Below are 25,192 nucleotides of genomic sequence, written 5' to 3'. Positions count from 1 at the left end.
CCGATCAGGCCCATGCCCCACATCATTCCCGGCATCATGTCGTGCATCATGGATCACCTCATCCGGCTGGCTCTGGCTCTCTCACTTTCGCTACAATCGATTTCGCCTTTGCCGGCGGTCGTGGTTTTCCCGCAGGAGGCAAACGGAACCCCTTGACCAGCCCAAAGATCGCCGGGATCACGATCAGTGTGAGCAAGGTCGACGAGATCATGCCGCCGATCATCGGCACCGCGATGCGCTGCATGATCTCGGAGCCGGTCCCGGTGCTCCACATGATCGGCAGCAGTCCCGCCATGATGGCAACCACCGTCATCATTTTCGGCCGGACGCGCTCAACCGCACCCTCCATAATAGCCTCGCGGAGATCGGTCTGGTTCAACGCCTCCCCCTGGCCGGCGCGACGCTGCCTGACTTCCGCTAGCGCTTGATTGAGATAGATCAGCATCACGACGCCGGTCTCGGCGGCGACGCCGGCGAGCGCGATAAAGCCGACCGCGACCGCAACCGACAGGTTGAAGCCGAGCGCCCACATCAGCCAGAGCCCGCCGACCAGCGCGAACGGCAGCGACAGCATCACGATCATGGTCTCCGCCACCGAGCGGAAGTTGAGGTAAAGCAGCAGGAAGATGATCGAAAGCGTCACGGGCACCACGATCTTGAGTCGCGCGGCGGCGCGCTCGAGATATTCGTATTGCCCGCTCCAGACCAGATAGGTGCCCGGCGGAAACGGCACGCTGGCCTGCACCGCGCGCTGCGCGTCGGCGACGTAGCCACCGAGATCGCGATCGCGGATATCGACATAGATGTAGGTCGCGAGCTGCCCGTTCTCCGTCCGGATCGAGCTCGGCCCACGCGCCGGCGTGACGTTGGCGACCTCGCCGAGCGGCACGGCGCCACCGGCCGGCATCGGCACCAGGATGTCGCTTGCGATCGCGCCCGGATTGTCGCGCAGGTCGCGCGGATAGCGCATGTTGACGGTGAAGCGCTGCCGCCCCTCCACCGTCGTGGTCACGCTCTGGCCGCCGAGCGCGGTCGCGATCGTGTCCTGCACGTCCTGCACCGCGATGCCATAGCGCGACAGCGCCTCGCGGTTCGGCGTGATCTCGAGATAGTAGCCGCCGAGGCTGCGCTCGGCATAGGCCGACGAGGTGCCGGGCACCGTCTTGAGCACCTGCTCGACCTGGCGCGCCAGCTTGTCGATCACGGCAAGATCGGGACCGATCACCTTGACCCCGACAGGCGTGCGGATGCCGGTCGAGAGCATGTCGATGCGGGCCTTGATCGGCATCGTCCAGGCGTTCGAGACGCCGGGGAATTGCAGCGCCTTGTCCATCTCGGCGATCAGGCTCTCGATGGTGACGCCCTTGCGCCATTTCTCCTTCGGCTTGAGATTGACGACGGTCTCGAACATCTCCGACGGCGCCGGATCGGTTGCGGTGGCGGCGCGTCCGGCCTTGCCATAGACCGAGGCGACCTCCGGGAAGCGCTTGATGATCCGGTTCTGAGTCTGCATCAATTCCGACGCCTTGGTCACCGAGATGCCCGGAAGCGTTGTCGGCATATAAAGCAGCGTGCCCTCGTTGAGGTCAGGCATGAACTCGGTGCCGAGTTGCCGCGCCGGCCAGATCGAGACGGCGATGGCGCCGAGCGCGAGCAGGATCACCAGCGTTTTGGCCCGCAACACGCCGTGGATCACCGGACGGTAGATCCAGATCAGGAAACGGTTGATCGGATTCTTGTGCTCGGGAACGATCCTGCCGCGGACGAAGACCACCATCAGCGCCGGCACCAGCGTCACCGATAGCAGCGCCGCCGCCGCCATCGCAAACGTCTTGGTGAAGGCCAGCGGCGAGAACAGCCGCCCCTCCTGGGATTCCAGCGTGAAGATCGGCATGAACGACACGGTGATGATGAGCAGGCTGAAGAACAGCGCCGGTCCCACCTCGGCCGCGGCCTCGATCAGGATCGAGATCCGCGACTGATCGGGCTTAGCGCGTTCCAGATGCTTGTGCGCGTTCTCGATCATCACGATCGCCGCATCGATCATGGCGCCGATCGCGATCGCGATGCCGCCGAGGCTCATGATGTTGGAGCCGATCCCGAAAAACTTCATCGCGCCGAACGCCATCAGCACGCCGACCGGCAGCATCAGGATCGCGACCAGCGCGCTGCGCACATGCAGCAGGAACACGATGCAGACCAGCGCGACCACGACGCTCTCCTCGAACAGCGTGCGCTTCAGCGTCTCGATCGCCGCATAGATCAGGTTGGATCGGTCATAGACCGGCACGATCTCGACCGACTTCGGCAGGCTGGTCGCGATCTCCTTGAAGCGTCTCTTGACGTTCTCGATCACGTCGAGCGCGTTCACGCCGAAGCGTTGCAGCACGATGCCACTGGCCACCTCGCCCTCGCCGTTGAGCTCGGCGATGCCGCGCCGCTCGTCGGGGCCGAGCTCGACGCGGGCGATGTCGCGCAGCAGCACCGGCGTGCCGTTGTCGGTCTTCAGCACGATATTGCCGAGGTCGTTGATGTCCTTCAGATAGCCCTTGCCGCGGATGACGTATTCGAACTCGGAGAGCTCGACGGTGCGGCCACCGACATCGGCATTGCTGGCGCGGATCGCATCGCGCATCCGCTGCATGGTGATGCCGCGGTCGCGCATCCGCTGCGGATCGAGGATCACATTGTACTGCTTGACGAAACCGCCGACGCTCGCCACCTCGGCCACGCCTTCGGCCCTGGCGAGCGCAAATTTCAGGTTCCAGTCCTGGATAGTCCGGGTGTCGGCGAGGTTCAGCTCCTTCGACATCACGGCATATTGGTAGACCCAGCCGACCCCGGTCGCATCGGGACCGATGGTCGGCGACACGCCTGCCGGGAGCCGAGACGCTGCGCTGTTGAGGAATTCGAGCACGCGCGAGCGCGCCCAGTAGATGTCGGTGCCGTCCTCGAAGATGACATAGACGAAGGAGACGCCGAAGAACGAAAAGCCGCGGACGACCTTGGACTTCGGCACCGTCAGCATCGCCGTGGTCAGGGGATAGGTGACCTGGTCCTCGATCACCTGCGGCGCCTGGCCGGGATATTCGGTGTAGACGATGACCTGGGTGTCGGAGAGATCGGGGATCGCGTCGAGGGGCAGATGCAGCAGCGCGTAGAGACCCGCGGCCGCCGCGAAGCCGGTGCCGAACAACACCAGCAGCAGATTGCGCGCCGACCAGGCGATGACGCGGGCAATCATGGCTTGCCTCCATCCATCATCTCGCCCTCGCCCGCCGCCTGCTTGGCGCCGGCTTCGGCAAAGCCCTTGATCGCCGCCTTCAGATTGCTTTCGGCATCAATCAGGAAGGTCGCTGATGTCACCACCGCGTCGCCCTCGGCAATTCCGTCGCGGATCTCGACATAGCCGTCACCGCGCCGCCCGAGCTTGACCTCGCGCGGTTCGAACCGTCCATTGCCGCGGTCGAGCAGCACGGTCTGACGGCTCCCGGTGTCGAGGATGGAATTGTCGGCCACCGTGAGCACCGGCGCTGCGCTGCCGGTGTCGATCTCGGCGTCGACATACATATCGGGAAGCAGCGCGAGATCGGGATTCTCCAGTTCGATCCGTACCCGCGCAGTGCGCGTCTCCTTGTTGACCTGGGGATAGATCATGCTGATCTGGCCCGCGAACGTCCGGCCGGGATAGCTGCGCGCCCGCACGGTGACCTTCTGGCCGAGCACGATATTGCCGAGATCGCGCTCGGCGACATCGACCAGTGCCCACACCATCGACACATCTGCGACCCGGAACAGCACGTCACCCGGCTGCGCGCGCATGCCCTCGATGGCGGCACGCTGCAGCACGATGCCGTCGCGCGGCGACGACCACGGGATCGCGATCGGGACCGTGCGGCTCTTCTCCATCTCGGCGATGACCGCCTCGGGAACGTCGAGATTGGTCAGCCGCTGTTTGGAGCCGCGCCCGTAGGGCTCGATATTTGCGATCGCCTTCGAGGTCATGGTCGCGACATATTCGGCCGCCGCGGACGACACCGCCGGGCTGTAGACCTCCATCAACGGCTGCCCCTTTGTCACCCGGCTGCCGGTCGTGACGTCGGCGACTTTCTGCACATAACTCTCGGCGCGCATCGCGATCACGGAGACGCGACGTTCGTCGAGCTGGACCGTGCCGGGTGCGCGGACCAGCGTGCGGATGCGGCGCAGCTGCGCCACCTCCGATTTGACACCGGTGCGCTGGATTTTTCCTGGCGACAGCGTGATCGACCCGTCGTCGCTGTCTTCGCCGTCGTAGACCGCGATGTAGTCCATCCCCATGGAATCCTTCTTCGGCACCGGCGAGGTGTCGGGAAGGCCCATCGGGTTGCGATAGTATTTGACCTTGCGCTCGGGCTTGGCGTCGGACGCCGGCATCGCCATTGGTGATTCCGGCTCGTCAAAGCTGATATCGGCGCCGGCAGCGACGGGGCGGTAGTCGCGGCCGTCAGACGTCTTCTTCGGCGTCAGCGAGTAAGATGGCTTGCCGTCCGGATCGCGGAAATAGATCGGCGCGCCGGCTTCCGCAGCTTGCGCGGCAGAGGCAGCGAGATTTGCGCCCGGCCATGGCGGCAGACCGCGACCGACATATGCGACGCTTGCCGCTGCGACGATCGCAGCGGCAGCGCCTGCCAGAGCGAGCCGGTTCATTTCCCGGCCGTGACGACGAGCTTGCTTTCGACCGTGCCGGTCTCGCCCTGCACCTTCGCACCGAGCGAGAGCTGCCAGCGCCCGGCCATGCCGAAGGTCGCCTTGAACCGATAGGTCCCAGGTTCGGTCCCCGGCATCGGCGTGACCTTGGTGGCCATCTCCTGCATGCCGTCGGGCGCCATGTCGAGCCGGGTCGAGAAGATGACCGCGTCAGGCACGGCTTTGCCGGTCTTCCTGTTTATGAGCCGGACGGTGACAACTTTGTCCGGACCAGCCTGAACGGTCTGGTCGACGAGCTGGAATTCGTAGTCCTTGATGTCGGCGAGCGCGACGTTAGCGGTGCCTGTCAGCGCCAGGCCGATGAGCGCGGCCCCTACGGCACGCGACGTACTGAACGACGTCATTCGTTTCATTCCTCGATTGGATTTGGTCTGCCGCTTGCGCGGCATGGGACGTCCGCGCGCCCAAGGTCGCGCGGCAGCAACTTGCGCCCTGCGGCGCCAGTCAGACCAAATGTCGAGGAGGATGGTCGGGAGGCGGACGGACCAGCCCGTCAGCGGCCAGATCGTCATGCGGCTGCAATTGCAGGTGCGTCGACGGCCGCACGGCGAGGCCAAGGGCCGATGGTCCCGAATGCAGGACCTTCAACATGCAAATCGCAACCAGCGGACAATCCCGGCAATCATTGCTCTTCTGCTTGTCGGGGCAGCACGGCATATCAGCCGCCATATCCGACGTGTCCGCCATCTGGCTCATACCGGTCATCGAAGATCCGGCCGCCGCGGGCGTAGCCAGCGGCGCAATTGTCAGGCTTGCCGTCACAAGGACGGCGAGCAGCAATCTGAACAATTGGCGAACATTCATCTTGCGACAGTCTCACAAAGGACGGGTGCTGAAAAGGGCACCCTGTTCACAAGTGCACCAGCGAGAGATTGGGTGGTTAATCGTTCATCCCGGCCTGGCGCCCGCACGTGGCGCCTATTGAGACTTCGGACCGCCGTGATAGCGCCACGGCGTCCCGGCAGCAGCAGCAGCATGCGGAACATTCATCGGCTCCAAGCGCACCGCTCCCTGATCATAGCCGAACGCAGACATCGGGTCGCGCTGCGCGGCAACCCCACCCGCCGGTGCCGTTTCTGCGACCTCATTGGGCAAGTATCTCCTGTCGGAGGCTGTCAGGCCCGCTTGCGCGGTTGCCGATGCCACCACAAGCGGCGCGAGGATTGAGAAGGCAAGAAGGCATTTGTTGACCGACATCATCGGCTCCATCATTTTCCTGAAGCGCATTCATTTGCGCTTCTGATCATGAGTTCGGAGCCAACATTTCCCCGGTTACAGGCTCACGCCGACGTGAAGGTCTGATCTCTGCCTTTCACCAGCGCAGCAGCCGTGGTCCCAGTGCCGCGCCTGCGAGTGTGCACAGCACGATCGTGCCGCCGTACCACAGCGCGACAAAGGGCAACGAGTCATCGGTGCAGTGGAGTGCATAGCCGACAGCGCTCACACCACCTGCGACGAGGCCGGCGAATGCCCCCGCCCGCACCAGATTGGTCGGCGCCGCCCTTCTGACTGCCCAGATGACCACGGCAAACGGCACGATCGCGATGATCGGAACGGAGATGAGGCACTCGAGCCATTGGTCTCCCATGACCATCCTGTCCCAGTGGGAGCTGGGCGCCTGTCCGAGGCTGATGGCGGCGAGCAGCATGATCGCCGCGAACGGTAGTGCAGCAAGTCCAAGCGAGACCTTTCGCTCACCGCCCGGCCGCACCAGCCGGGTCAGATGGATCGACGCCGCGCCGACAGTGCCGAACGCAAATGCGAGCTTCAGGAAGAGAAAGGTCACGGCACGCGGCGTGGTCAGGTCGGCGCGGACACCAAGCCCCACGAGCACGAGGCCAAGTGCGACCACCAGCCCCAGCCCAAGCGCGATAGCGACGCTCCGGCCGACCAGCCGGCGATCGACCGGCTCGACATGGTTGCTGAGAACCGCGATCAGTTCGTCCGTCTTCATGGCTCCGTCCTCCGAGCGATCAACGCGGCCAGGGCCTTCAGCCCGCGATGAATGCTGACCTTCACACCGGATGCCGACATGCCACACCGCTGCGCCGCTTCGGCGATGCTCAATCCATCGAGCTTGACGGCCGCGATGGCGCACTGCATGTTCGCCGGCAATTGCTTGAGCAACCGCCTGACGTCAAAGCTGCTCTCGGCGCCGATGTGATCGTCATGCGCCGTGATGTCGTCGGCCTCATCGATCGGCACGTCGGCGCGCGAGGCCCGTGTTCGACGCAGGAAATCGATCAGCTTGTAGCGCGCGACCGCGTGCACCCAGGGTGTCAACGGCTGTGCAGGGTCGTAGGTGTGCCGCTGGAGATGAATCGCCAACACAGCCTCCTGCACCAGGTCCTCAGCCTCCGCCGCGCTGCGGCCGGTCCTCGCAAGCTTACTCTTGTAATAGGCGCGCAAATGCCGGCTCAGGCGCTCCAGCAACGCCCGGTGAGCCGCCGCATCGCCGTCCTGGCTGGCAAGCATCAGTGCCTTGAGTTCATTCTCCACGATCGTCATGCAGCGTTCTATAGTCTGGTTCGCTCACGCAGCTGGTTTGGTTACACCGCGATCGGCCGGACGACGAATATCTGCGATGCCGCTACGGGTTCGGCTCGATTCGCCTGTCGGCGGCGGTTTGCGGGTTCACCAGTCTGGAACAGCTCGTTTTCGGCAACTGCCTGCCGGCGCGATCCCTGAGGGCGGACTTGAGGGCAGACCTCGGGTGCATCACGCCGCGAGAACGCGAAGCCTGCGCGTGCCAAAGCTCCCCGCGATGCGGGGAGCGCAGCCCTGGCACCTTTCAATCGGTCATGTCTGTTTCAACAGTGCAGCATCGACCGGCATCTTTCGCAGCCGCTTGCCGGTCGCCGCGAAGATCGCATTGCTGATCGCAGGCACGATTCCCGATGTCCCCGTCTCGCCCATGCCGCCGGGCGACTCCGTGCTCGGAACGATATGGACCTCGATGGCCGGGGCCTGATCGATGCGCAGCATTTGGTAGCTGTCGAAATTGCTCTGCTCGATGCGTCCGTCCTTGAGCGTGATCTCGCCATACAGCGCCGCGGTGACGCCGAAATTGATGCCGCTTTGAAGCTGAGCCTGCACCGTGTCGGGATTGACGACGGTGCCGCAGTCCATTGCGCAGACGACGCGGTGGACGCGGACTGAACCGTCCTTGGCTACCTCCACCTCGGCAATTTGCGCGAGGTAGCTGCCGAACACGAATTGCAGCGACACGCCGCGGCCCTGCCCCGCCGGCAGCTTCCCGCCCCAGCCGGCCTTGGCTGCCGCAAGCTCGAGTGCCGCCTTGGCGCGCGGCGACTTGCCGAGCAGCGCCTTGCGGTAGTCGACCGGATCCTGCTTCGCAGCCGCAGCCAGTTCGTCGATCACGCTTTCGGTGACGAACACGTTGTGCGAGGGCCCGACGCTGCGCCAGAACGCGGTCGGAATACCGGGCGGCTCGACCCGGACATATTCCACGTGGAAGTTCGGAATGTCATAGACGAGATTGATCGCGCCCTCTGTGGTGTCGGGGTCGAGACCATTGCGGAACGCCGGCGGCGCCCACCGCGCGAGCACCGACGAGCCGGCGAAACGGTTGTTCCAGGCTACCGGCTTGCCGGCTGCATCGAGTCCGACCGAAATCCGGTCGAACCAGTACGGCCGGTACATGTCGTGCTGGATGTCCTCTTCGCGAGTCCACACCACCTTGACCGGCGCATCGACCTGCTTCGCGATCTGCACGGCGCGAATCACACCATCGACCTCGAGCCTGCGGCCAAATCCGCCGCCGAGCAGGTGATTGTGCACCACCACCCTCTCCGGCGGCAGGTCCAGCACCTTCGCGGCCACCGCCTGGGCACGCGAGAGCACCTGGCTGCCGACCCAGATCTCGCAACCATCGGGGCGCATGTGCACGGTGCAGTTCATCGGCTCCATCGTGGCGTGGGCGAGGAACGGCAGCTGATAGGTCGCTTCGACTTTCGTCGCTGCGCCCGCCATCGCCTTGTCGGCGTCGCCGATATTTTGCGCGACCGTGCCGGGCTTCGCGGTGGCGGCTTCGAGCTCGCGCGCGATGTCTGCCGTGGCGAGCTTGGCATGGGGCCCCTCGTCCCATTCGATCGTGAGCGCCGCGAGACCTTTCTTGGCCGCTCCCATGTGATCGGCCACCACGGCGACTGCATCATCGAGCGTCACGATCTGGCGCACGCCCTTGACGGCTCTTGCCGCCGTATCATCCACACGCTTCACCCGGCCGCCGAACACCGGCGACTGCGCCAGCGTCGCGACCTTCACGCCCGGCGGCCGCGCGTCGATGCCGTAGAGCGCCGAGCCGTTGATCTTGGAGGGCGTATCGAGCCGCTTGGCCGGCGTGCCGATCAGCTTGAAATCGGCCGGGCTCTTCAGCGTGACATCCGCCGGGATCGGCATGCCCGCTGCATCAGCCGCAAGCGCGCCGTAGCCGAGGCTGCGTCCCGAGGCGACGTGATGCACCTCGCCGTTCTCGGCGCGACAGGAGGCAGCATCGACGGTCCAGCGCTTCGCCGCGGCTGCGACCAGCATCGCTTTCGCGGTGGCGCCGGCTTTCCGCATCGGCTGCCAGGCGCCGCGCATCGCATTCGAATTGCCGGTGGCCTGCACTCCGAGCAGCGGGTTGGCATAGAGCTTATCGCTCGGCGGCGCGTGCTCGAGCTGCACCTGCTTCAGGCCGATCTCGAGCTCCTCGGCGATCAGCATCGGGATCGAGGTGTAGGTGCCCTGCCCCATCTCGACATAGGGCATGGTCAGCACGACCTTGCCGTCGCCGCCGATCCGGATGAAGGCATTCGGCGCGAACTGACCGGAAGCCGCAGCCTCGCTCTCGCCGCTGGCAAACGGTAGGCTCACGCTGAGCAGCAGGCCGCCGCCTGCGATCGCGCTGGCGCGGAGGAAGTTGCGCCGCGACAGATCGGCGGCGGGGCGTTCGGTAATGTTGTGCGTCAGCCTCATGGCTCAACCTCCCGACTGCGCGGCTTGCTTGATGGCTTCGCGAATGCGGACATACGTCCCGCAGCGGCAGATGTTGCCCGACATCGCGTCATCGATATCGGCGTCGGTCGGCTTCGGCTTGCTCACGAGCAAAGCGGAGGCCGACATGATCTGACCGGATTGGCAGTAGCCGCATTGCGGCACCTCATGCGCGAGCCAGGCGTCCTGGATCTTCTTGCCCGCCGGCGTCTTGCCGACCGCCTCGATGGTCGTAATCCTGGAGTCGCCGATGCTGTCGATCGTCGTGATGCAGGAGCGCACCGCGGTATCATCGAGATGCACCGTGCAGGCGCCGCACAGCGCCATGCCGCAGCCGAACTTGGTGCCGGTCATGCCGAGCACGTCGCGCAGCACCCACAGCAGCGGCGTATCGCCGTCGGCGTCGACCGAATGACTGGTCCCATTGATGGTGATCTGGAAAGGCATCCTGACACTCCTGTCCTGGTTCGAGGCCACAGGGTCCCGCCCCTCCGGGCACAACCGGCCAAATTTCAAAGCAATCGCGCGCACCATCGCGCCGATTGCTCACTTATGGTAATAAATACAATTCCAAGGCCCTATAAGCGGCGGATCGATCCGTAGTGAAATAACCATTGGTTTATAATCATGGACCGACTGACCAGCATGTCCGTGTTCGCCCGCGTCGCCGATCTCGGCTCCTTCACCGCGGCGGCCAAAGAGCTGCGGATGTCACCGACCATGATCGGCAAGCATATCCGTTTTCTCGAGGACCGGCTCGGCTCACAATTGATCAACCGGTCCACCCGGCGGCAGGGCCTCACCGAACTCGGCCGCAGCTATCTCGATCATTGCAAGCAATTGCTGGAGCAGGCCGAGGCTGGCGATGCGCTGGTCGAGGAGGCCCTCAGCGCGCCGCGCGGCAAGCTGCGGGTCGCGACCTCGGTCGCCTTCGGGTCGTACAGCCTGGCGCCCGCGCTCGTCCGCTTCATGAAGAGATATCCGGAAGTCTCGGTCGACCTCATCCTCAGCGACAGGATGGTCGACCTGCTCGAGGAAGGACTGGATGCCGCGATCCGGGTCGGCACCCTGACCGACTCCACCATGATGTCGCGCTCGCTGTCGCCGTATACTGGCGTGGTTTGCGCCGCGCCGAGCTATCTCGCCGAACGCGGCGCGCCGATCCATCCAGCGGATCTCACCGGCCATGAGTGCCTGCGTTATCCCGGCTGGTCGGACGGGCAGCGATGGACCTTCGTCGGGCCGGAGGGCGAAGTGCATGTCGATGTCGCGAGCCGCCTCTTCATCAACAGCGCGTTCGGTATCCGCTATGCGGCGCTGGCGGGCGCGGGCATCGTGCTGATGCGCGACGAGCTGCTTGCCGACGATATCGCCGCCGGACGGCTACAGGTCCTGCTGCCGAACTACACGACGCAAGCCCGCGCGCGCCAGATCCTGTGGCCGAAGAACCGCAAGATGACACCGAAGCTCCGCGCCCTGATCGACTTCATCGTGGAGACCTATGGCTGAGACAAATTGACCCGACGGGCAATTCAGCAAAACCTGTCAACCACCTTGCCGGGCGTGCGACTGACGAGCGCACGCGAGGCGGACGGTGAAGTCGTGTGGTCCCGACGCCCTGGTGGCTGGTGCCCGCTCGCAAAACGCGAAAGCGTCTTGCGAAGGGGGCGAAGAAAAACCCAGTCTCGCCGGGGAGAGTTCGAGGTAAGCCGTACGGCTGTCGATTCGAATGCGTCCGGTTAGCATCGAATGCGTCCAGTTAGCGGGACTGAGCGTAGGGTGCAGCATCCATCAGCAGCACGCCAAAAAGAAGGACCAGATAGAGCATCGAAAACACGAACAGGCGACGAGCAGGCCGCCTTTCCTTGTCGTGGCTCCGCCGCACTTGCCAAGCGAGAAAAATCATGATCGCTCCCAGCATCGCCGCGGCCGCGCCATAGATGGCCCCCGCGAATCCCAGTGCACAAGGCAGCAGCGAGATCGGAGCCAAAAGCACGCTATAGAGAAGAATCTGGCGCTTTGTTTCGGTCTTGCCGGCCACGACCGGTAACATCGGCACACCGGCGCGGGCATATTCTCCAGCAAGATTGAGCGACAGTGCCCAGAAGTGGGGTGGCGTCCAAAGGAAGATGATTAGAAACAGGGTCAGCGGCTCGAGCCCAACATTTCCGGTGACCGCAACCCAGCCGATCACCGGAGGGAGTGCACCGGCGGCACCGCCAATGACGATATTTTGCGCTGTTCGGCGTTTGAGCCACATCGTGTAGACGACGACGTAGAAGAAAATTGTGAAGGCAAGCAGTGCGGCAGCGGCCATGTTCAGCAAAGTGCCCAGGGCCACGACGGCGCACGTGCCGAGCGTCAATCCGAACACCAATGCTTCCGAGCGCGATACACGGCCGCTAGGAATTGGACGGATGGCGGTACGCGCCATCACCGCATCGATGTCGGCGTCGTACCACATGTTGAGCGCACCTGCGGCGCCAGCTCCCGCAGCTATGCAAAAAAGAGCAACGACGCCGGTGACGGGATCGATGCCGCCTGGTGCGACCATAAGACCGACTAGTGCGGTAAAGACGACCAGCGACATAACGCGCGGTTTCGTCAGTGCGACGTAGTCTCCGATGTTGGTGTAGCTCCGGCGAAGAATTGAACGGTTGATTTGCACGAGATTGATTCCTCGTCAGTTCGATACTCAAATGCCTTCGGTTGAAGGCCTTCTTCGCAGAGTCCTAGACGACGTGGCAAGTCCTTGGCCTCCAGGAGGTCTTGCATGGTGCAATTTGGAAGCCTGACCAATTTGGAAGCATGACCTATGTGGTCATCGCCGTCCTACTTCTAGTTCGCTGACGCGAAAAACATGACCCGAAGCAGATGCGTGTAGTCGGATTCGAACACCATGATCCCTACAAAAACCAGCACGAGTACCGGCGGCAACAGGATGGCGTAGGCCAACGCCAACCGCTCCCAGGCCATGTGCATGAACACAGCAACGATCAAGCCGGCCTTCAGCACCATGAACAGCAGGATCAGTGACCAACGGAGATGGCCATGGATGCCAAAGAAGTCGACAAGGTATGAGCAGGTGCTGAGCACGAACAGCCATCCCCAGACCACGAGATAAAGCTTGATCGGATGCTGCTGGCCCTTTGCGTGCGTGGCTCCTGATGCGACTGCGTCATGCACATAAGTGTGTAGCGCATGCTGTGTTGCCTGCCCTTCCACATGTACCGCTGCGTTTGTCATGCGCTTACCTCACCAAAGATAGAAAAAGGCAAAGATGAACACCCACACCAGATCGACGAAATGCCAGTACAGGCCGGTGATCTCGACGATCTCGTAATACCCCCTCCGGCTCGTGAAGAAGCCGCGTCTTTCGACGTCGAAGTCTCCCCGCAAAACCTTTCGCGCGATGGCGATCAGGAAGATCACGCCGATGGTCACGTGGGTGCCGTGGAAGCCGGTGATCATGAAGAAGCAGGCGCCAAATTGCGGCGCGCCCCACGGGTTGCCCCAGGGCCGGACGCCCTCCATGATCAGCTTGGTCCATTCGAAGGCCTGCATTCCGACGAAGGTTGCGCCGAAGGCCGCGGTGGCCAGCATCAACGCTGCCGTTCTGACGCGGTCGCGGCGGTAACCGAAATTGACGGCCATCGCCATCGTCCCGCTGCTGCTGATCAGGATGAAGGTCATGATGGCGATCAGGATCAGCGGGATGTGCCTGCCCCCGATGTTGAGCGCAAAGACTTCGCTGGGGTTGGGCCACGGCACGGTCGTCGACGTCCGCGCCGTCATGTACGACAGCAGAAAACAGCTGAAGATGAAGGTATCGCTCAGGAGGAAGATCCACATCATGGCCTTCCCCCAGGAAACATTCTTGAAAGCGCGCTGGTCGGAAGCCCAGTCGGCGGCAATGCCTTGCCATCCGGGAGCTATCCCGGGCGCGGCCTTTGGGTGTGTCAGTGCCGTCTCTGCCATCGGTTCTTGCCCTCGCCTAGGTGAGCAGCTGGCGACAGATGTTCACGAAATTGTCGGTCCAGCCCGTCAGCAGACCGAGCAGGACCAGCCAGACCAACAACAGGAAATGCCAATAGATGGCGCAGAGCTCGACGCTCAGGCGCAGCTGAATCATCGGCGCGCCGCGCCACACCTTGGCGGTGGTCCTGCCGAGGGCCACCAGGCCGCCCGTCAGATGCAGCCCGTGTACCGCAGTGATCAGGTAGAAGAACGAATTGGCCGGATTGGACGCTACGAAATATCCGGCGACGTTCAGTTGCTGCCACACCAAGAGTTGCCCGGCCAGGAACGTTACGGCCGATGCTCCGCCGACGAGCAGGCCGACGATCAAGCCGTCGGTGTCGTCGCGGCGCGCGGCCATGAGCGCCCATTGCAGCGCCAGGCTGCTCATCACCAGGACGCCGGTGTTGAACCACAACAGCCTGGGCAGCGGCAGCTCACGCCAGTCCACAAAACCGTTGCGCATCGAGTAGGCGCTGATCAGGAGCGCAAACAACGAGCCGACAACCGCGAGGAACACACCCAATCCGATCTTCGCCGCCGGCACCGACGAACCGCCCTCGCCGCGAAAATCGACGTCCACGCCCTCCTCCAGCCAGGGCTTGGCCGCAAGCCGCTGCTGCGAGAGCCACCATCCTGCGATGGCCGCGACGGCTGCCATGAACAAGACAATGGCACTCACGCGCGGGCTCCCTGCGTCACCAATCCGGCCGGCGGCTCATTTTGCGGCACGAAGTCCCTGGCGGCGCCGGGCACGCTGTAATCGTAGGCCCAGCGATAGACGATGGGGAGTTCCTTGCCCCAGTTGCCATGTCCCGGCGGCGTCTCCGGCGTCTGCCATTCCAGCGAGGTAGCTCCCCAGGGATTGCCGCCGGCCTCCTTTCCCTTGAACAGACTCCAGATCAAATTGAACAGAAAGACAAGCTGGGCGAAGCCGACAATCAGCGCCGCCACACTCATGAACGCGTTGAGGTCATGGGCGGATGCCGGGACAAAGGCCGTTTCGCCGATGTCGTGATAGCGGCGAGGCATCCCAAGCAGGCCAAGATAGTGCATCGGGAAGAAAACTGCATAAGCCCCGATGAACGTCACCCAGAAGTGGAAGCGTCCAAGCGCCTCATTGAGCATGCGCCCGGTCACTTTCGGGTACCAGTGATAGATCCCGCCAAACACGGCCATGATCGGCGCGATACCCATCACCATGTGGAAGTGCGCGACAACGAACATCGTGTCGGACAGCGGAACGTCCACCACCACGTTGCCGAGAAACAGTCCGGTGAGGCCACCGTTCACGAACGTGATGATGAACGCGAGGGCGAACAGCATCGGTATCGTGAGATGAATGTCGCCGCGCCACAGGGTCAGCACCCAGTTGTAGACCTTGATGGCGGTCGGGATCGCGATGATGAGCGTCGTGGTGGCGAAGAAGTATCCGAAATATGGATTCATGCCGCTCACATACATGTGGTGCGCCCACACCACGAAGCTGAGCGCGCCGATCGCCACGATCGCCCAAACCATCATGCGATAGCCGAATATGTTCTTCCGCGCGTGGGTGCTGATCAGATCGGAAATGATGCCGAAGGCCGGCAAGGCGACGATGTAGACTTCGGGATGGCCGAAGAACCAGAACAGGTGCTGGAACAGGATCGGGCTGCCGCCGCCATACTTGGTCAACTGGCCCATCTCGACCAGCGTCGGCATGAAGAAACTGGTTCCCAGGAGGCGGTCGAGCAGCAGCATCACCGAGGCGACGAACAGCGCCGGGAAGGCCAGCAGCGCCATCACGGTGGCCGTGAAGATGCCCCAAACCGTCAAGGGCATACGCATCAACGTCATGCCGCGCGTGCGGGCCTGCAGCACCGTCACCACGTAATTAAGCCCGCCCATCGTGAAGCCGATGATGAACAGGATCAGCGATGCGAGCATGAGAACGATGCCCCAGTCCTGCCCGGGGGTCCCGGAGAGAATCGCCTGGGGTGGATAAAGCGTCCAGCCGGCGCCGGTCGGGCCGCCCGGCACGAAGAAGGTTGCGGCCAGCACCAGCACGGCGAGCAGGTAGACCCAATAGCTCAGCATGTTCACGTAGGGGAAAACCATGTCCCGCGCGCCAACCATCAGCGGGATGAGATAGTTGCCGAAGCCGCCGAGGAACAATGCCGTGAGCAGATAGATCACCATGATCATGCCGTGCATGGTGATGAACTGAAGGTACTGGTTGGCGTCGATAAAGGAGAATGTGCCGGGAAATCCCAGTTGCAGTCGCATCATCCACGACAGCACCAGCGCAACCATTCCGATGGACATCGCCGTGATCGAATACTGGACGGCGATAACCTTGGCGTCTTGCGAAAAGACGTACCTCGTCCACCAGCTCTTCGGGTGATAGAGCTCAACCTCACTTACTTCGGCGGGCGGTATGCCTGCGACCTCATCGAACGGGATATCGACCATCGGAATACCCTCCTTGGTCTTCTGTTCAGCGACGAGTTCGGCTCATATCCGGCCGATCCCCGTCGGCATGTTCATTCGCTACCGGTCTTGTATGCTGCCTTCGCGACGTCGCGCTGGCCTGACAACTCCGCGAACGTGCGCTGCTGCTCGAGCCACGCGTGATATTCCTTCTCTTCCTGCACGATGACCCTGCTCCGCATCTGCGCGTGCGCGGCGCCGCACAGCTCCGCACAGAGCACGTCGAATGTTCCGGTACGGGTGGGCGTGAGCCAGTAATACGTCACCGAGCCCGGTATCATGTCCATCTTCGCCCGGAACTCGGGCACGTAGAAATCATGCAGAACGTCAATTGAGCGGAGCAGCACCTTCACCGGCTTCCCGATCGGCAGATGCAGATCGTCGTTTTGAATGACGACGTCGTCCTGTCCGTTCGGATCGTTGGGGTTCAACCCCAGAGGATTCTCGGAACTGACGAGGCGAGCATCTGACGTGCCGAGCCGGCCGTCCTTTCCGGGAAGCCGATAGCTCCACATCCATTGCTGCCCGACGACCTCGACGTCGGTCGCATCGGCGGGAACCGTGACGAACTGGTGCCAGACGACGAGGCCGGGCGCCAACATGGCGACGACGCCGACGGCCGTCACGATGCTGAGCCACCATTCGAGCTTCTTGTTTTCGGGATTATAGGCGGCCCGCCGTCCCTCCTTGTGGTGGAAGCGGAAGACGCAGTAAGCCATGAACGCGATCACCGCGCAGAAAACCGCCCCGGTGATCCAGAACGTCAGATTGATCGTATCGTCGATGTAACGCCAGTTCGAGGCGATCGGCGTCCACCACCACGGGCTGTAGATGTGAAACAGCACCGAGGCGACCGCAACCAGGAGCAGCACGAGCGCGACAGCCATCCCTCATCCCTCCTTGCCATTGAAGGCTGCGGAGACGAACGAAAGGGCGGAGCACACGTCAGAGGGATGGTGACACGTTCACCATCACTGTGCCTCTTGCCTCGCCCATTCTGCCGGTCGCGACGCTGGGACAGGACAAATACTCAACGTCACGGCCGCAATCTCATCGGAGCTGGGGGCGTTTAGTCTTTCAACATGATACCCGTCGAGCCCGGCGTCAATAGGCGTCAATAGATGCCTGCCTCTGTCCGGCGCGTGTTGGTGGGAATGCATTGGATGCCGCGAACACTGATTGGCCCTCCCTGTCACATGGTGCATCGCAAAACTCTTTGCGCAACTGCACAGTTCTCCCGACCGCGTTCGCCATCTTGCTTCTGCCGCGCATCGGACTAGTTTCATTGGACCGGTTGCGACAGATGTCGTCCGGCAAACTCCTTCTGGTTGAACCTGATTTGCCGGACTCAGTCGCGATTTTCGCGCATGAGGCGGATGTGCGTGTTTTGATGGCGCTCCGTTCCCCTGCGGCCACCGAGCAAGGAGACCGGAACCATGACCACAGTATTCGCACGGCCCAAACTGCAATTGTTTGGCGTCTCTACCGCCTTTGTCGTTCGCAAGATCAGCCTTTCCGACTTGGGCGACGCGCTGCGCCTCGGCTGGGAAGACTTCAAAGCCATCCCGACCCACGCAATCGTCCTGTGCGTGATGTATCCCGTCCTCGGACTTGTCCTGTTCAGACTTGTGCTTGGCTATTCGGTGCTGCCGCTGCTGTTTCCGCTCGCCGCTGGCTTCGCCCTGATCGGTCCTTTCGCCGCACTCGGCCTCTACGAACTGAGCCGACGCCGCGAGCGGGGAGAGGAGCCAGGAGCCTGGGATGCAATGCAGGTGCTGCGCGCGCCGTCGTTCGGCGCCATGCTCGAACTTGGCATTCTCCTGTTCGTTCTGTTCGGGGTCTGGATCGCCGCCGCGAACGCGATCTACGTTGCGACTTTCGGCTACGCTCCGGCTGCAAGCATCCCTGACTTCGCAAAGCGCGTGTTGACGACGCCCGAAGGCTGGTCGCTCATCATCGTCGGATGCGGCGTCGGCTTCCTTTTCGCCTTGGTTGCCCTGTGCGTCAGCGTCGTCTCGTTTCCGCTGATGCTCGACCGCCATGCGACAGCGATCGATGCGATCCGCACCTCCATACGGGCCGTGATGATGAATCCGATTGAGATGGCCGCTTGGGGATTGATCGTTGCGGTATTGCTGGCCGTGGGCTCACTGCCATTCTTCGTCGGTCTCTGCGTCGCTCTGCCGGTGCTTGGTCATGCGACTTGGCACCTTTACAGGAAGGTGGTCGAGCCTGACCGGAATCCCCCGCAAGAAGAGCCCCGCCCACCGATCGGTCACCGCTACGCGGCCGATTTCCCGGCCTCTCTCTTCCCGTGGAGCCGTGAGCGTTAGCGACACCGGCGCCAGCTTGATCGCTAACGGGGCAAAGCGGCCGTAGTTTATTGTCGCGCCAAGCCGGTTACACCTGTGGTCCTACCCCCCGTGCTTTCTACCTTTGCACAGGGCCCATGGGTGCGATCGGCTCCCGGCTTTCCCTGCGCCCTCTGTTCGAAGGGGCGAAACGAAGAGCAAGACTCGGGCAAATCATGTCGCGAGAATGCGAAGCCGTGTCCCTATCCACGACTGTCATCGCCCGCGAAGGCGGGCGATCCAGTACGCCGCGGCCTCTCGGCTCAACAACCGGCGGCTCTGGAATACTGGATCACCCGCATGCGCGGGTGATGACACCAACATCACCCGTCATTGCATCACCACGTGGCAACGGCCTGCCCCCTCACCTCATCAGCGCCTCGACCTCCTTGCGGAACGCCTGGCGCGAGCCGTCGCGGGAGTAGAACATGTGGCCGCCGGGATAGACCACGAGCCTGGTGCGGCTCGGACCCGCGAAGGCCGGCAGCTGGTCGAGGATGATCTTCGAGGCGAAGTACGGCGTGGCGAGATCGAACAGGCCGTGGCCGATCAGGAGCCTCAGCTTGGGGTCGAGCGCCAGCGCCTGGCGGAGCTGGGTCACCGACTCGGCCGGATTGATGCCGTGACCGAACTCCCACGCCTTGTTCACGCTTTCGCTGAGCAGATGATAGGAGCCGTCCGGCCGCCAGTTCAGCTTGCGCGTGGTGAGATCGACCGCGGCGCTGGTCAGGGGCGCCAGCAGGGGATCGCCCGACGGATCGTTGAAGCGGAAGTAGCTGGAGTCCGGATAAGGATCGAAGCCCTCGACCGAGGCGTCGTAGCGGCCCGTCACCTTGCCGTTCTTGCGATCGAACTCGCGGCGGAATTCGCCGATGTCGAAACGCCCGGCGAGCCTGCGGCTCACCGCCTGATCGATGCCGGTCAGGCTCGCGACCTTGTCGGTGAGCCGCGTGGTGGCCTCGGCGTCGGCCTGCCCTCTCACGAGGTCGAGCAGGAAATCGCCCCGCGCATAGCTCTCGACGTCGGCGAGGTCCTCGCGCGTTACCGCTCCCTTCGCCTGCCGCGCGACTGCCGTCATGGTCGGCAGGCTTGCGACATATTGCAGGAGGCTGGAGCCGGTGTATTCACGGAAATCGAGCACCGGCGAGATCAGCACCAGGCCGCGCACGCCGACGCCCTGCTGCATTTGCAGATTGCGCACCACCTTGGGTCCGCGAATGCCGCCATAGCTTTCGCCGACGAGATATTTCGGCGAGGTCAGCCGGTCGTATTTCTCCAGCCAGCGCCGGATCACCAGCGCGACCGAATTGGCGTCGCCGTCGACGGAGAAGAAGCGCTTGCGCGCATCCTCGGAGCTGGTGACGAAGCGGCTGTAGCCGGTGCCGACGGGATCGATGAACACGAGATCGGTGAAATCGAGCCAGGTGTCGGCGTTAGCTTGCAGCTCGGGCGCGGCCGAGGACACCGCGCCGTCGCCGTCGAACGGCAGCCGCCACGGCCCGACATTGCCGAGTTGCAGCCAGGCCGACGCGGAGCCCGGCCCGCCATTGAACAGGAACGTCACCGGGCGGTTCGTCTTCTCGGCGCCGTCGAGCTGGTAGGAGGTGTAGGCGATGTCGGCAAGCGGCTCGCCCTTATCGTCGAATACGCGGATCGAACCCGCGGTCGCGCTGAAGTTCAGCGTGCGGTTGGGCAGCGCGACCGATTGCTTGGTCGTGGAGTCCGGCGGCAGGCGATGCTGCTCGGCGGCAGGCGTGGTGGCCGCAGCGTTGGCACCGGAGCCCACCTCGCCGCGTCCTCCGCGCCCCTTCTGGCCGCTTGGGTTCTGACCGCTTGGGGCCTGCGCGCTCGGCGATGGCGATGGCTGCGGGGTCTCGTCGTCGGCCCGCGCCGCGGTTGCGAGGCAGGCCACCAGCAACGCCGCGGCGAGCCGTGTCGCAAAACTGTTAGCCATGTCGCTCACTCCCTGGGCCGACGTTTACGCATTCCACCCGTAAACTGCGATAGCCTGACGGCGCCGTTGTGGCATGCGGTCCGTTCCCGGACCATCTCGACAAGGCCGTCCGGGATGTATAGACGAGCGCGGCGTATTCCGTGCCAAACGAGTTCGTGAGCGATGGCTAGCCCCAAGCGGTATGACAAGATCGCCTTCGTCGCCAGCGCAAGCGCGGAAGCGCAGGCGGCGCTCGAGCAGCTGACCGCGATGTACGGCAACTATCCGCCCGCCGATGCCGACGTCGTGGTTGCGCTGGGCGGCGACGGCTTGATGCTTCAGACGCTGCACGCCAACATGCGCAGCGGCAAGCCGATCTACGGCATGCATCGCGGCACCGTCGGCTTCCTGATGAATGAATATTCGACGCACGATCTGCGCACGCGGCTTGCCGCCGCGCGGGAGTCGCTGATCAATCCGCTGTTGATGCGCGCGACCGACATCCACGGCGCCGTGCATCTGCATCACGCCATCAACGAGGTCGCGCTGTTCCGGCAGACCTATCAGGTCGCCAAGCTGCGCATCCTGATCGACGAGCATGAGCGGATGCCCGAGCTGATGGCCGACGGCATCCTGGTGTCGACGCCGGCCGGCTCGACCGCCTACAACCTCTCGGCCCAGGGTCCGATCCTGCCGATCAACGCGGCGCTGCTCGCGCTCACCCCGATCAGCGCGTTCCGGCCGCGGCGCTGGCGCGGCGCGCTGCTGCCGAACTCCGCCTTCGTGGTGATCGAGGTGATCGAGGGCGAGAAGCGCCCGGTCGCAGCAGTCGCCGACCATGACGAGGTCCGCGACGTCCGCCGCGTCGAGGTGCTTTCGGACAAGACGATTGCGATGCGGATGCTGTTCGACCCCGGCCACTCGCTGGAGGAGCGCATCCTGCGCGAGCAGTTCGGCTACTGACGGCGGACCGCCTTCCCCTGCCCGGCAACCAATCATTAACCCCGGGCAGGATATGGTTAACGTCGGGTAATACCGCGCCAATCCGGTATGCCCTTTCGGGACCGGACCATGTATCGCATCGATTTCAACAAGCTGCGATTTTTGATTTGCGACGACAATCCGCACATGCGCCGCATCCTGCGGACGCTGCTGCATTCGTTCGGCGCACGCGAGGTCTATGAGGCCGAGGACGGCGCCACCGCGCTTGAAATGTATACGCATTACGTGCCCGACATCGTCATCACCGACTGGTCGATGCCGATCTTTGACGGGCTCGAGCTTGCACAGATGATCCGGCAGCCGGAATCCAAGGGCAATCCCTACGCGCCGATCATCATGCTGACCGGGCATTCCGAGAAGCGCCGCGTCACGGTGGCACGCGATGCCGGCGTCACCGAATTCCTGGCCAAGCCGATCTCGGCCAAGGGCCTCTACCAGCGGATCATGAACGTGGTCGCCAACCCGCGTCCGTTCATCAAGACCAAGACCTATTTCGGCCCCGACCGCCGCCGCAACACCACCAATACCTATATCGGCCCCGAGCGCCGCGGCAGCGGCGAGGTCGAGGTGCTGCAACAGCCGTCGCTGCTCGAAAAGGCGCGCTCGACCATTTAGGATATCGCCATGGCGAACGACAAACCCGGCACGATCGAGGTCAAGAGTTTCGGCTCCCACCATGTGATCACGCAGCCGAATCCGCTGCGCCAGGTGCTGTTGCGCGTGCCCGAGAGCGATCTCGACGATCCCGTTGGCCGCGGGGAAAAGGCGCTCGCCGGGCTGTCGGGCGAATTCAAGGAATGGATGACGATCGAGGCCGACCGCCTCTCCGCCGCGCACGCCGCGGTGCTGCGCGACGGCTTCAGCGACAAGACGCGCGAGGAGCTGTTTCGCGCCGCGCATGACATCAAGGGCGATGCCGCAACATTCGGTTATCCGTCGGCGGCTGCAGCGGCCGAGAGCCTGTGCCGCATCATCGAGCACGCGCCTGACCTCGGCACGGTGCCACCCCAGCTGATCGCCCACCACATCAACGCCGTGCAGGCGATCGTGCGCGAGCGTACCAAGCTCGACACCGCCGTCGTGGCCGGCGTGCTGAGCAAGCAACTCCGCGGCATCACCGATGAATTCCTGACCCACGCCAACCGCGATCGCCCCGAGCATCTCGAGGCGATCCTCGCACCGAGCATCGCACCAAGCGAATAGCCGCGCGGCCGGCTGCCGCGTTCAGGCAGCCTCTCAAGCACCGATCAATCGCTGGAAAGGCGGCCTAGGCCGCGACGAGATCGTCGTGAGGCAACACCGCGATCACGTCTTCCGCGGCAAGCTCCTCGCAGAACATGCGCGCATCCTCGCGGGCCGATTCCGTCGCAAAGCGGCGCAGCAGAATCAGCAGCGGCTCGGTGGCCGAACGGTCGGTCTCGCAATGGGTCAGCACGCGCTCCACCATGCGGCGATGCAGCCGCGCTGCACCGTCGCCGCTGTCGACATAACCGACCTCATGGCTGGCCTCGAGTGCGACGCGGAACGCTGAGTAGGTGGATTCCGGAAGGCCGGCGCGCCGCAGCAGCGCCTGCAGGCCGTTGCCGCCGCGGTCGTTCAACAGCGAGGAGACGCGGCCATAGGGCAGTCCGGACAGTTCGGCGAGCGCAGCTCCGAACAGGTCGAGATTGCCCGATAGCAGCGCACGCAGGATCAGCCCGGCGGTAAGCTGGCCGGTGGCGCGCAGATGCGTGATCAGGTTCTGCATATCGTCGCCGAAGGCGCGCGCGGCGATGTTCACCGTGGAACGCTCTTTCGCGTCGCCGGCGATCCGGTCGGCCCGGTCGGCACCGAGCCAGTTTCGCGCGACGACGAATTGCGCCAGCGTGTCGGAGAGCTTTGCGACCAGCGCCAACCGCGTCGCGGACGGCAGGTCTTGCAGCTGCAGCATCGATTCCCGGATCGCCGCGAGATGGCCGTGGCGCTCCACGATGCGGTCCCAGGAGAACGGCGCGAGCCCCGCATAAGGGTTCTCAATCAGCTCAAGTGCGGCCGCTGCCGAGCCGACCTCGGCAATCGCCGCGGCGACGGAGGCCGGCAGATTGACGCGGCGCGCGATCGCACACTGCATCTCGTCGGAGGCGGTCGCGACGATGTCGACGAGGTCGGCATCGATCAGAAGCGGCGAATGCTCCAGCACCGGCAGCGCGATCGCCGGCTGGTCGGCCGACAGCGCCTGCACGATCGCAGCCGGTGCCTCCGCACTGTGTGCAAACACCTCGGCCATCGCCTGGCGCACCAGCGGCGACGGGTCGTCTAGCAGCATCAGCAGCGCGCCTTCGGCTGCGATGCGATCGTCCTCGGTGAGATCTGAAATGAGCCAGGCCCGGGCCAACGCCCGTGTCGCCTCTGCCCGCTCGCCTGCTGGAGCGGTCCTAATCCAACTAATGAACTGCCGAACGATCATGGTCCTGCCGGCTTACGCAACGAGACGGCATCGACATACGACGCCACTACAAGGAAAAATAAACCATGACGCTTAACAAAGGGTTCACCATAAACGTTTGGGATTATTGACGTTTCGTTAAGACGGCCACGACGCGCGGCCTCTCGGGCGCAGCACGGCAGCGCTAGCTGTTGCTGTAGGTGCCGTTCGGATCGCTGAACAAATCAAGCCGCCCGGGCGCGCGGACCTTTGGCGTCGCCGACGCAGTCAGCGAAGAGGAATTGCCCCACAGCTCCTGCACCGCCGGCGAGATCGGCTCCGAACGATCGCCGGCCTGGTAGAGCGAGCGGAAGGCTGGCGCCGGCTGTACCAATGCGACGGCCGAGGTCGCACCGACTGACGTTGCCGCGCGGGCATTCGGGAAGGTCGAGAGAAAGGACGCGGTGTCCATCGTCGGCGCTTGTGTCGGCGCCACGCTTGCGATCGCGTAAGGCGACATGGTGTCGCCGCCCGCCGCGGCAAAGGCGGTCCGCGTGTCCTTCGAATTCGCGGCTGCGGCGTAGCGTGTGGTCAACACCGAATAGACCTGCGAGACGCTGCGCGCGCTGCCCGATTTGTCGTAGAAGATCGACTGGTTGGCGGCCGCGGCCTTCGGAAACATCGCGGCCGCGTTGGCACTTGGGCTATCCTCGGCGCTCGAGATCAGCTTGCCGGCGCCGCCGACGCCCATGAAGTGGGCCAAATAGAGTTCGGCATCGGTCGGGCGACGGCCGAGGTTGCCGGTGAGCTTGAAGCTGTTGGATTGCGTCAGCACCGCCGCCATCGACGACGCCGCATCGGGATCGTCGCGCAACTTCATGACCGCGTTGCGCGCGGAGGGATCGCTGACCGAATAGCTGCCGTCGGAATTCCTGGTGATGGCGTCGGCATATTGGCCGTAGCCGAGCTGGCTTCCCGCCTCCTTGACCGTGCCGAGCCAGGTCTGGTCGATGAACTGATAGAGTCCATGCGCCGAGGAGGTCGTGGCGCCGGCCCGCGGATTGAAATCGGATTCCATCTTCGCGGTCGTGAGCAGATATTCGAAGCTCGTGCCGGTGGTCGCGGCCGCTTGCTTGATCGAGCTCGCGACCTTCAGGCGCGAAGCGTCGACACCTGCCGAAGCCGTCGCATTGAAGAGGTCGACCGCCATCTGTCCGGGTGCCTTGCCGGGCGCCGGCAATCGGCACCCATGTCCTTTCAACCTGA

23 protein-coding genes are annotated in these 25,192 nt (G+C 63.8%); 5 read left to right on the top strand and 18 right to left on the bottom strand.

Annotated features, from left to right (window positions below):
- Positions 1–58: 58 nt before the first annotated feature.
- From ABIB78_RS25125 to ABIB78_RS25085, 9 genes are all read right to left on the bottom strand, one after another.
- On the bottom strand, positions 59–3,244 hold the full coding sequence (locus ABIB78_RS25125) for an efflux RND transporter permease subunit (RefSeq protein ID WP_429029275.1): 3,186 nt from the start codon (positions 3,242–3,244) through the stop codon (positions 59–61).
- Complete coding sequence (locus ABIB78_RS25120; protein ID WP_429029274.1) at positions 3,241–4,689, bottom strand: efflux RND transporter periplasmic adaptor subunit; 1,449 nt, start codon at positions 4,687–4,689, stop codon at positions 3,241–3,243. Before ABIB78_RS25120 ends, ABIB78_RS25125 begins: the two co-directional genes overlap by 4 nt.
- Positions 4,686–5,093, bottom strand: coding sequence for a FixH family protein (locus ABIB78_RS25115; protein ID WP_429029388.1), 408 nt, complete (start codon positions 5,091–5,093; stop codon positions 4,686–4,688). The genes ABIB78_RS25120 and ABIB78_RS25115 overlap by 4 nt, the downstream gene beginning before the upstream one ends.
- A 100-nt stretch (positions 5,094–5,193) precedes the next feature.
- On the bottom strand, positions 5,194–5,529 hold the full coding sequence (locus ABIB78_RS25110; RefSeq protein ID WP_429029273.1) for a hypothetical protein: 336 nt from the start codon (positions 5,527–5,529) through the stop codon (positions 5,194–5,196).
- 138 nt (positions 5,530–5,667) lie between these two features.
- On the bottom strand, positions 5,668–5,976 hold the full coding sequence (locus ABIB78_RS25105) for a hypothetical protein (RefSeq protein WP_429029272.1): 309 nt from the start codon (positions 5,974–5,976) through the stop codon (positions 5,668–5,670).
- Positions 5,977–6,061: 85 nt separating this feature from the next.
- Entirely contained in the window at positions 6,062–6,703 is a 642-nt protein-coding gene (locus ABIB78_RS25100) for an NrsF family protein (protein WP_429029271.1), read from the bottom strand.
- The gene (locus ABIB78_RS25095) at positions 6,700–7,257 is read right to left on the bottom strand and encodes a sigma-70 family RNA polymerase sigma factor (protein ID WP_429029270.1); all 558 of its coding nucleotides are present in this window, start codon (positions 7,255–7,257) and stop codon (positions 6,700–6,702) included. The genes ABIB78_RS25100 and ABIB78_RS25095 overlap by 4 nt, the downstream gene beginning before the upstream one ends.
- 291 nt (positions 7,258–7,548) lie before the next feature.
- The gene (locus ABIB78_RS25090) at positions 7,549–9,729 is read right to left on the bottom strand and encodes a molybdopterin cofactor-binding domain-containing protein (protein WP_429029269.1); all 2,181 of its coding nucleotides are present in this window, start codon (positions 9,727–9,729) and stop codon (positions 7,549–7,551) included.
- 3 nt (positions 9,730–9,732) lie between these two features.
- Positions 9,733–10,194: a (2Fe-2S)-binding protein gene (locus ABIB78_RS25085; protein WP_429029268.1), complete on the bottom strand. Its 462-nt coding sequence runs from the start codon at positions 10,192–10,194 to the stop codon at positions 9,733–9,735.
- Positions 10,195–10,374: 180 nt separating this feature from the next.
- Between ABIB78_RS25085 and ABIB78_RS25080 the strand changes: the two genes are divergently transcribed.
- The gene (locus tag ABIB78_RS25080; RefSeq protein ID WP_429029267.1) at positions 10,375–11,256 is read left to right on the top strand and encodes a LysR substrate-binding domain-containing protein; all 882 of its coding nucleotides are present in this window, start codon (positions 10,375–10,377) and stop codon (positions 11,254–11,256) included.
- A 250-nt stretch (positions 11,257–11,506) separates the two neighbouring features.
- On the opposite strand, the gene ABIB78_RS25075 is transcribed toward ABIB78_RS25080, so the two are convergent.
- From ABIB78_RS25075 to coxB, 6 genes are all read right to left on the bottom strand, one after another.
- The gene (locus tag ABIB78_RS25075; protein ID WP_429029266.1) at positions 11,507–12,415 is read right to left on the bottom strand and encodes a heme o synthase; all 909 of its coding nucleotides are present in this window, start codon (positions 12,413–12,415) and stop codon (positions 11,507–11,509) included.
- Positions 12,416–12,585: 170 nt separating this feature from the next.
- Complete coding sequence (locus ABIB78_RS25070) at positions 12,586–12,993, bottom strand: cytochrome C oxidase subunit IV family protein (RefSeq protein ID WP_429029265.1); 408 nt, start codon at positions 12,991–12,993, stop codon at positions 12,586–12,588.
- A gap of 9 nt (positions 12,994–13,002) precedes the next feature.
- On the bottom strand, positions 13,003–13,725 hold the full coding sequence (locus tag ABIB78_RS25065; RefSeq protein ID WP_429029264.1) for a heme-copper oxidase subunit III family protein: 723 nt from the start codon (positions 13,723–13,725) through the stop codon (positions 13,003–13,005).
- A 16-nt stretch (positions 13,726–13,741) separates the two neighbouring features.
- Positions 13,742–14,446 carry a cytochrome c oxidase subunit 3 gene (locus ABIB78_RS25060; protein WP_429029263.1) on the bottom strand — a complete coding sequence of 235 codons (705 nt, stop codon included), beginning with the start codon at positions 14,444–14,446 and terminating at the stop codon, positions 13,742–13,744.
- Positions 14,443–16,218 (bottom strand): cytochrome c oxidase subunit I, encoded by a 1,776-nt coding sequence (gene ctaD / locus ABIB78_RS25055; protein WP_429029262.1) that lies wholly within the window; start codon positions 16,216–16,218, stop codon positions 14,443–14,445. The genes ABIB78_RS25060 and ctaD overlap by 4 nt, the downstream gene beginning before the upstream one ends.
- A 71-nt stretch (positions 16,219–16,289) precedes the next feature.
- Positions 16,290–17,123: a cytochrome c oxidase subunit II gene (gene coxB / locus ABIB78_RS25050; RefSeq protein ID WP_429029261.1), complete on the bottom strand. Its 834-nt coding sequence runs from the start codon at positions 17,121–17,123 to the stop codon at positions 16,290–16,292.
- Positions 17,124–17,672: 549 nt separating this feature from the next.
- Between coxB and ABIB78_RS25045 the strand changes: the two genes are divergently transcribed.
- Entirely contained in the window at positions 17,673–18,569 is an 897-nt protein-coding gene (locus ABIB78_RS25045) for a DUF2189 domain-containing protein (protein ID WP_429029260.1), read from the top strand.
- Positions 18,570–18,951: 382 nt separating this feature from the next.
- Here ABIB78_RS25045 and ABIB78_RS25040 read toward each other — a convergent pair whose 3' ends face one another.
- Positions 18,952–20,541, bottom strand: a complete 1,590-nt coding sequence (locus ABIB78_RS25040) for a S10 family peptidase (RefSeq protein ID WP_429029259.1) — start codon at positions 20,539–20,541, stop codon at positions 18,952–18,954.
- 162 nt (positions 20,542–20,703) lie between these two features.
- On the opposite strand from ABIB78_RS25040, the gene ABIB78_RS25035 reads away from it, so the two are divergent.
- The 3 genes from ABIB78_RS25035 (at position 20,704) to ABIB78_RS25025 (ending at position 22,725) form a co-directional block, all read left to right on the top strand.
- Positions 20,704–21,483: an NAD kinase gene (locus ABIB78_RS25035; RefSeq protein WP_429029258.1), complete on the top strand. Its 780-nt coding sequence runs from the start codon at positions 20,704–20,706 to the stop codon at positions 21,481–21,483.
- 108 nt (positions 21,484–21,591) lie between these two features.
- Positions 21,592–22,137 (top strand): response regulator, encoded by a 546-nt coding sequence (locus tag ABIB78_RS25030; protein ID WP_024582417.1) that lies wholly within the window; start codon positions 21,592–21,594, stop codon positions 22,135–22,137.
- A 9-nt stretch (positions 22,138–22,146) separates the two neighbouring features.
- Positions 22,147–22,725 carry an Hpt domain-containing protein gene (locus ABIB78_RS25025; RefSeq protein WP_429029257.1) on the top strand — a complete coding sequence of 193 codons (579 nt, stop codon included), beginning with the start codon at positions 22,147–22,149 and terminating at the stop codon, positions 22,723–22,725.
- A gap of 64 nt (positions 22,726–22,789) precedes the next feature.
- On the opposite strand, the gene ABIB78_RS25020 is transcribed toward ABIB78_RS25025, so the two are convergent.
- Both ABIB78_RS25020 and ABIB78_RS25015 read right to left on the bottom strand, forming a co-directional pair.
- Positions 22,790–23,968 carry a DUF2336 domain-containing protein gene (locus tag ABIB78_RS25020; protein WP_429029256.1) on the bottom strand — a complete coding sequence of 393 codons (1,179 nt, stop codon included), beginning with the start codon at positions 23,966–23,968 and terminating at the stop codon, positions 22,790–22,792.
- Positions 23,969–24,131: 163 nt separating this feature from the next.
- A complete protein-coding gene (locus ABIB78_RS25015; protein ID WP_429029255.1) occupies positions 24,132–25,136 on the bottom strand; it encodes a transglycosylase SLT domain-containing protein in 1,005 nt (334 codons plus the stop codon).
- Between the last annotated feature and the right edge of the window lie 56 nt (positions 25,137–25,192).

It is taken from the genome of Bradyrhizobium sp. I1.14.4, from assembly GCF_050435825.1.
Lineage (GTDB): Bacteria > Pseudomonadota > Alphaproteobacteria > Rhizobiales > Xanthobacteraceae > Bradyrhizobium.
The sequence above is the reverse complement of the archived record's forward strand: the minus strand, read 5'-3'. Positions and strand labels throughout refer to the sequence as shown.

What these genes read in the sequence shown, in the direction of transcription:
- ABIB78_RS25125 (WP_429029275.1), bottom strand. Translation starts at nt 3,244, where the DNA reads ATGATTGCCCGCGTCATCGCCTGGTCGGCGCGCAATCTGCTGCTGGTG.
- ABIB78_RS25120 (WP_429029274.1), bottom strand. Translation starts at nt 4,689, where the DNA reads ATGAACCGGCTCGCTCTGGCAGGCGCTGCCGCTGCGATCGTCGCAGCG.
- ABIB78_RS25115 (WP_429029388.1), bottom strand. Translation starts at nt 5,093, where the DNA reads ATGACGTCGTTCAGTACGTCGCGTGCCGTAGGGGCCGCGCTCATCGGC.
- ABIB78_RS25105 (WP_429029272.1), bottom strand. Translation starts at nt 5,976, where the DNA reads ATGCGCTTCAGGAAAATGATGGAGCCGATGATGTCGGTCAACAAATGC.
- ABIB78_RS25100 (WP_429029271.1), bottom strand. Translation starts at nt 6,703, where the DNA reads ATGAAGACGGACGAACTGATCGCGGTTCTCAGCAACCATGTCGAGCCG.
- ABIB78_RS25095 (WP_429029270.1), bottom strand. Translation starts at nt 7,257, where the DNA reads ATGACGATCGTGGAGAATGAACTCAAGGCACTGATGCTTGCCAGCCAG.
- ABIB78_RS25090 (WP_429029269.1), bottom strand. Translation starts at nt 9,729, where the DNA reads ATGAGGCTGACGCACAACATTACCGAACGCCCCGCCGCCGATCTGTCG.
- ABIB78_RS25085 (WP_429029268.1), bottom strand. Translation starts at nt 10,194, where the DNA reads ATGCCTTTCCAGATCACCATCAATGGGACCAGTCATTCGGTCGACGCC.
- ABIB78_RS25080 (WP_429029267.1), top strand. Translation starts at nt 10,375, where the DNA reads ATGGACCGACTGACCAGCATGTCCGTGTTCGCCCGCGTCGCCGATCTC.
- ABIB78_RS25070 (WP_429029265.1), bottom strand. Translation starts at nt 12,993, where the DNA reads ATGACAAACGCAGCGGTACATGTGGAAGGGCAGGCAACACAGCATGCG.
- ABIB78_RS25065 (WP_429029264.1), bottom strand. Translation starts at nt 13,725, where the DNA reads ATGGCAGAGACGGCACTGACACACCCAAAGGCCGCGCCCGGGATAGCT.
- ctaD (WP_429029262.1), bottom strand. Translation starts at nt 16,218, where the DNA reads ATGGTCGATATCCCGTTCGATGAGGTCGCAGGCATACCGCCCGCCGAA.
- coxB (WP_429029261.1), bottom strand. Translation starts at nt 17,123, where the DNA reads ATGGCTGTCGCGCTCGTGCTGCTCCTGGTTGCGGTCGCCTCGGTGCTG.
- ABIB78_RS25045 (WP_429029260.1), top strand. Translation starts at nt 17,673, where the DNA reads ATGACCACAGTATTCGCACGGCCCAAACTGCAATTGTTTGGCGTCTCT.
- ABIB78_RS25040 (WP_429029259.1), bottom strand. Translation starts at nt 20,541, where the DNA reads ATGGCTAACAGTTTTGCGACACGGCTCGCCGCGGCGTTGCTGGTGGCC.
- ABIB78_RS25035 (WP_429029258.1), top strand. Translation starts at nt 20,704, where the DNA reads ATGGCTAGCCCCAAGCGGTATGACAAGATCGCCTTCGTCGCCAGCGCA.
- ABIB78_RS25030 (WP_024582417.1), top strand. Translation starts at nt 21,592, where the DNA reads ATGTATCGCATCGATTTCAACAAGCTGCGATTTTTGATTTGCGACGAC.
- ABIB78_RS25025 (WP_429029257.1), top strand. Translation starts at nt 22,147, where the DNA reads ATGGCGAACGACAAACCCGGCACGATCGAGGTCAAGAGTTTCGGCTCC.
- ABIB78_RS25020 (WP_429029256.1), bottom strand. Translation starts at nt 23,968, where the DNA reads ATGATCGTTCGGCAGTTCATTAGTTGGATTAGGACCGCTCCAGCAGGC.
- ABIB78_RS25015 (WP_429029255.1), bottom strand. Translation starts at nt 25,136, where the DNA reads ATGGCGGTCGACCTCTTCAATGCGACGGCTTCGGCAGGTGTCGACGCT.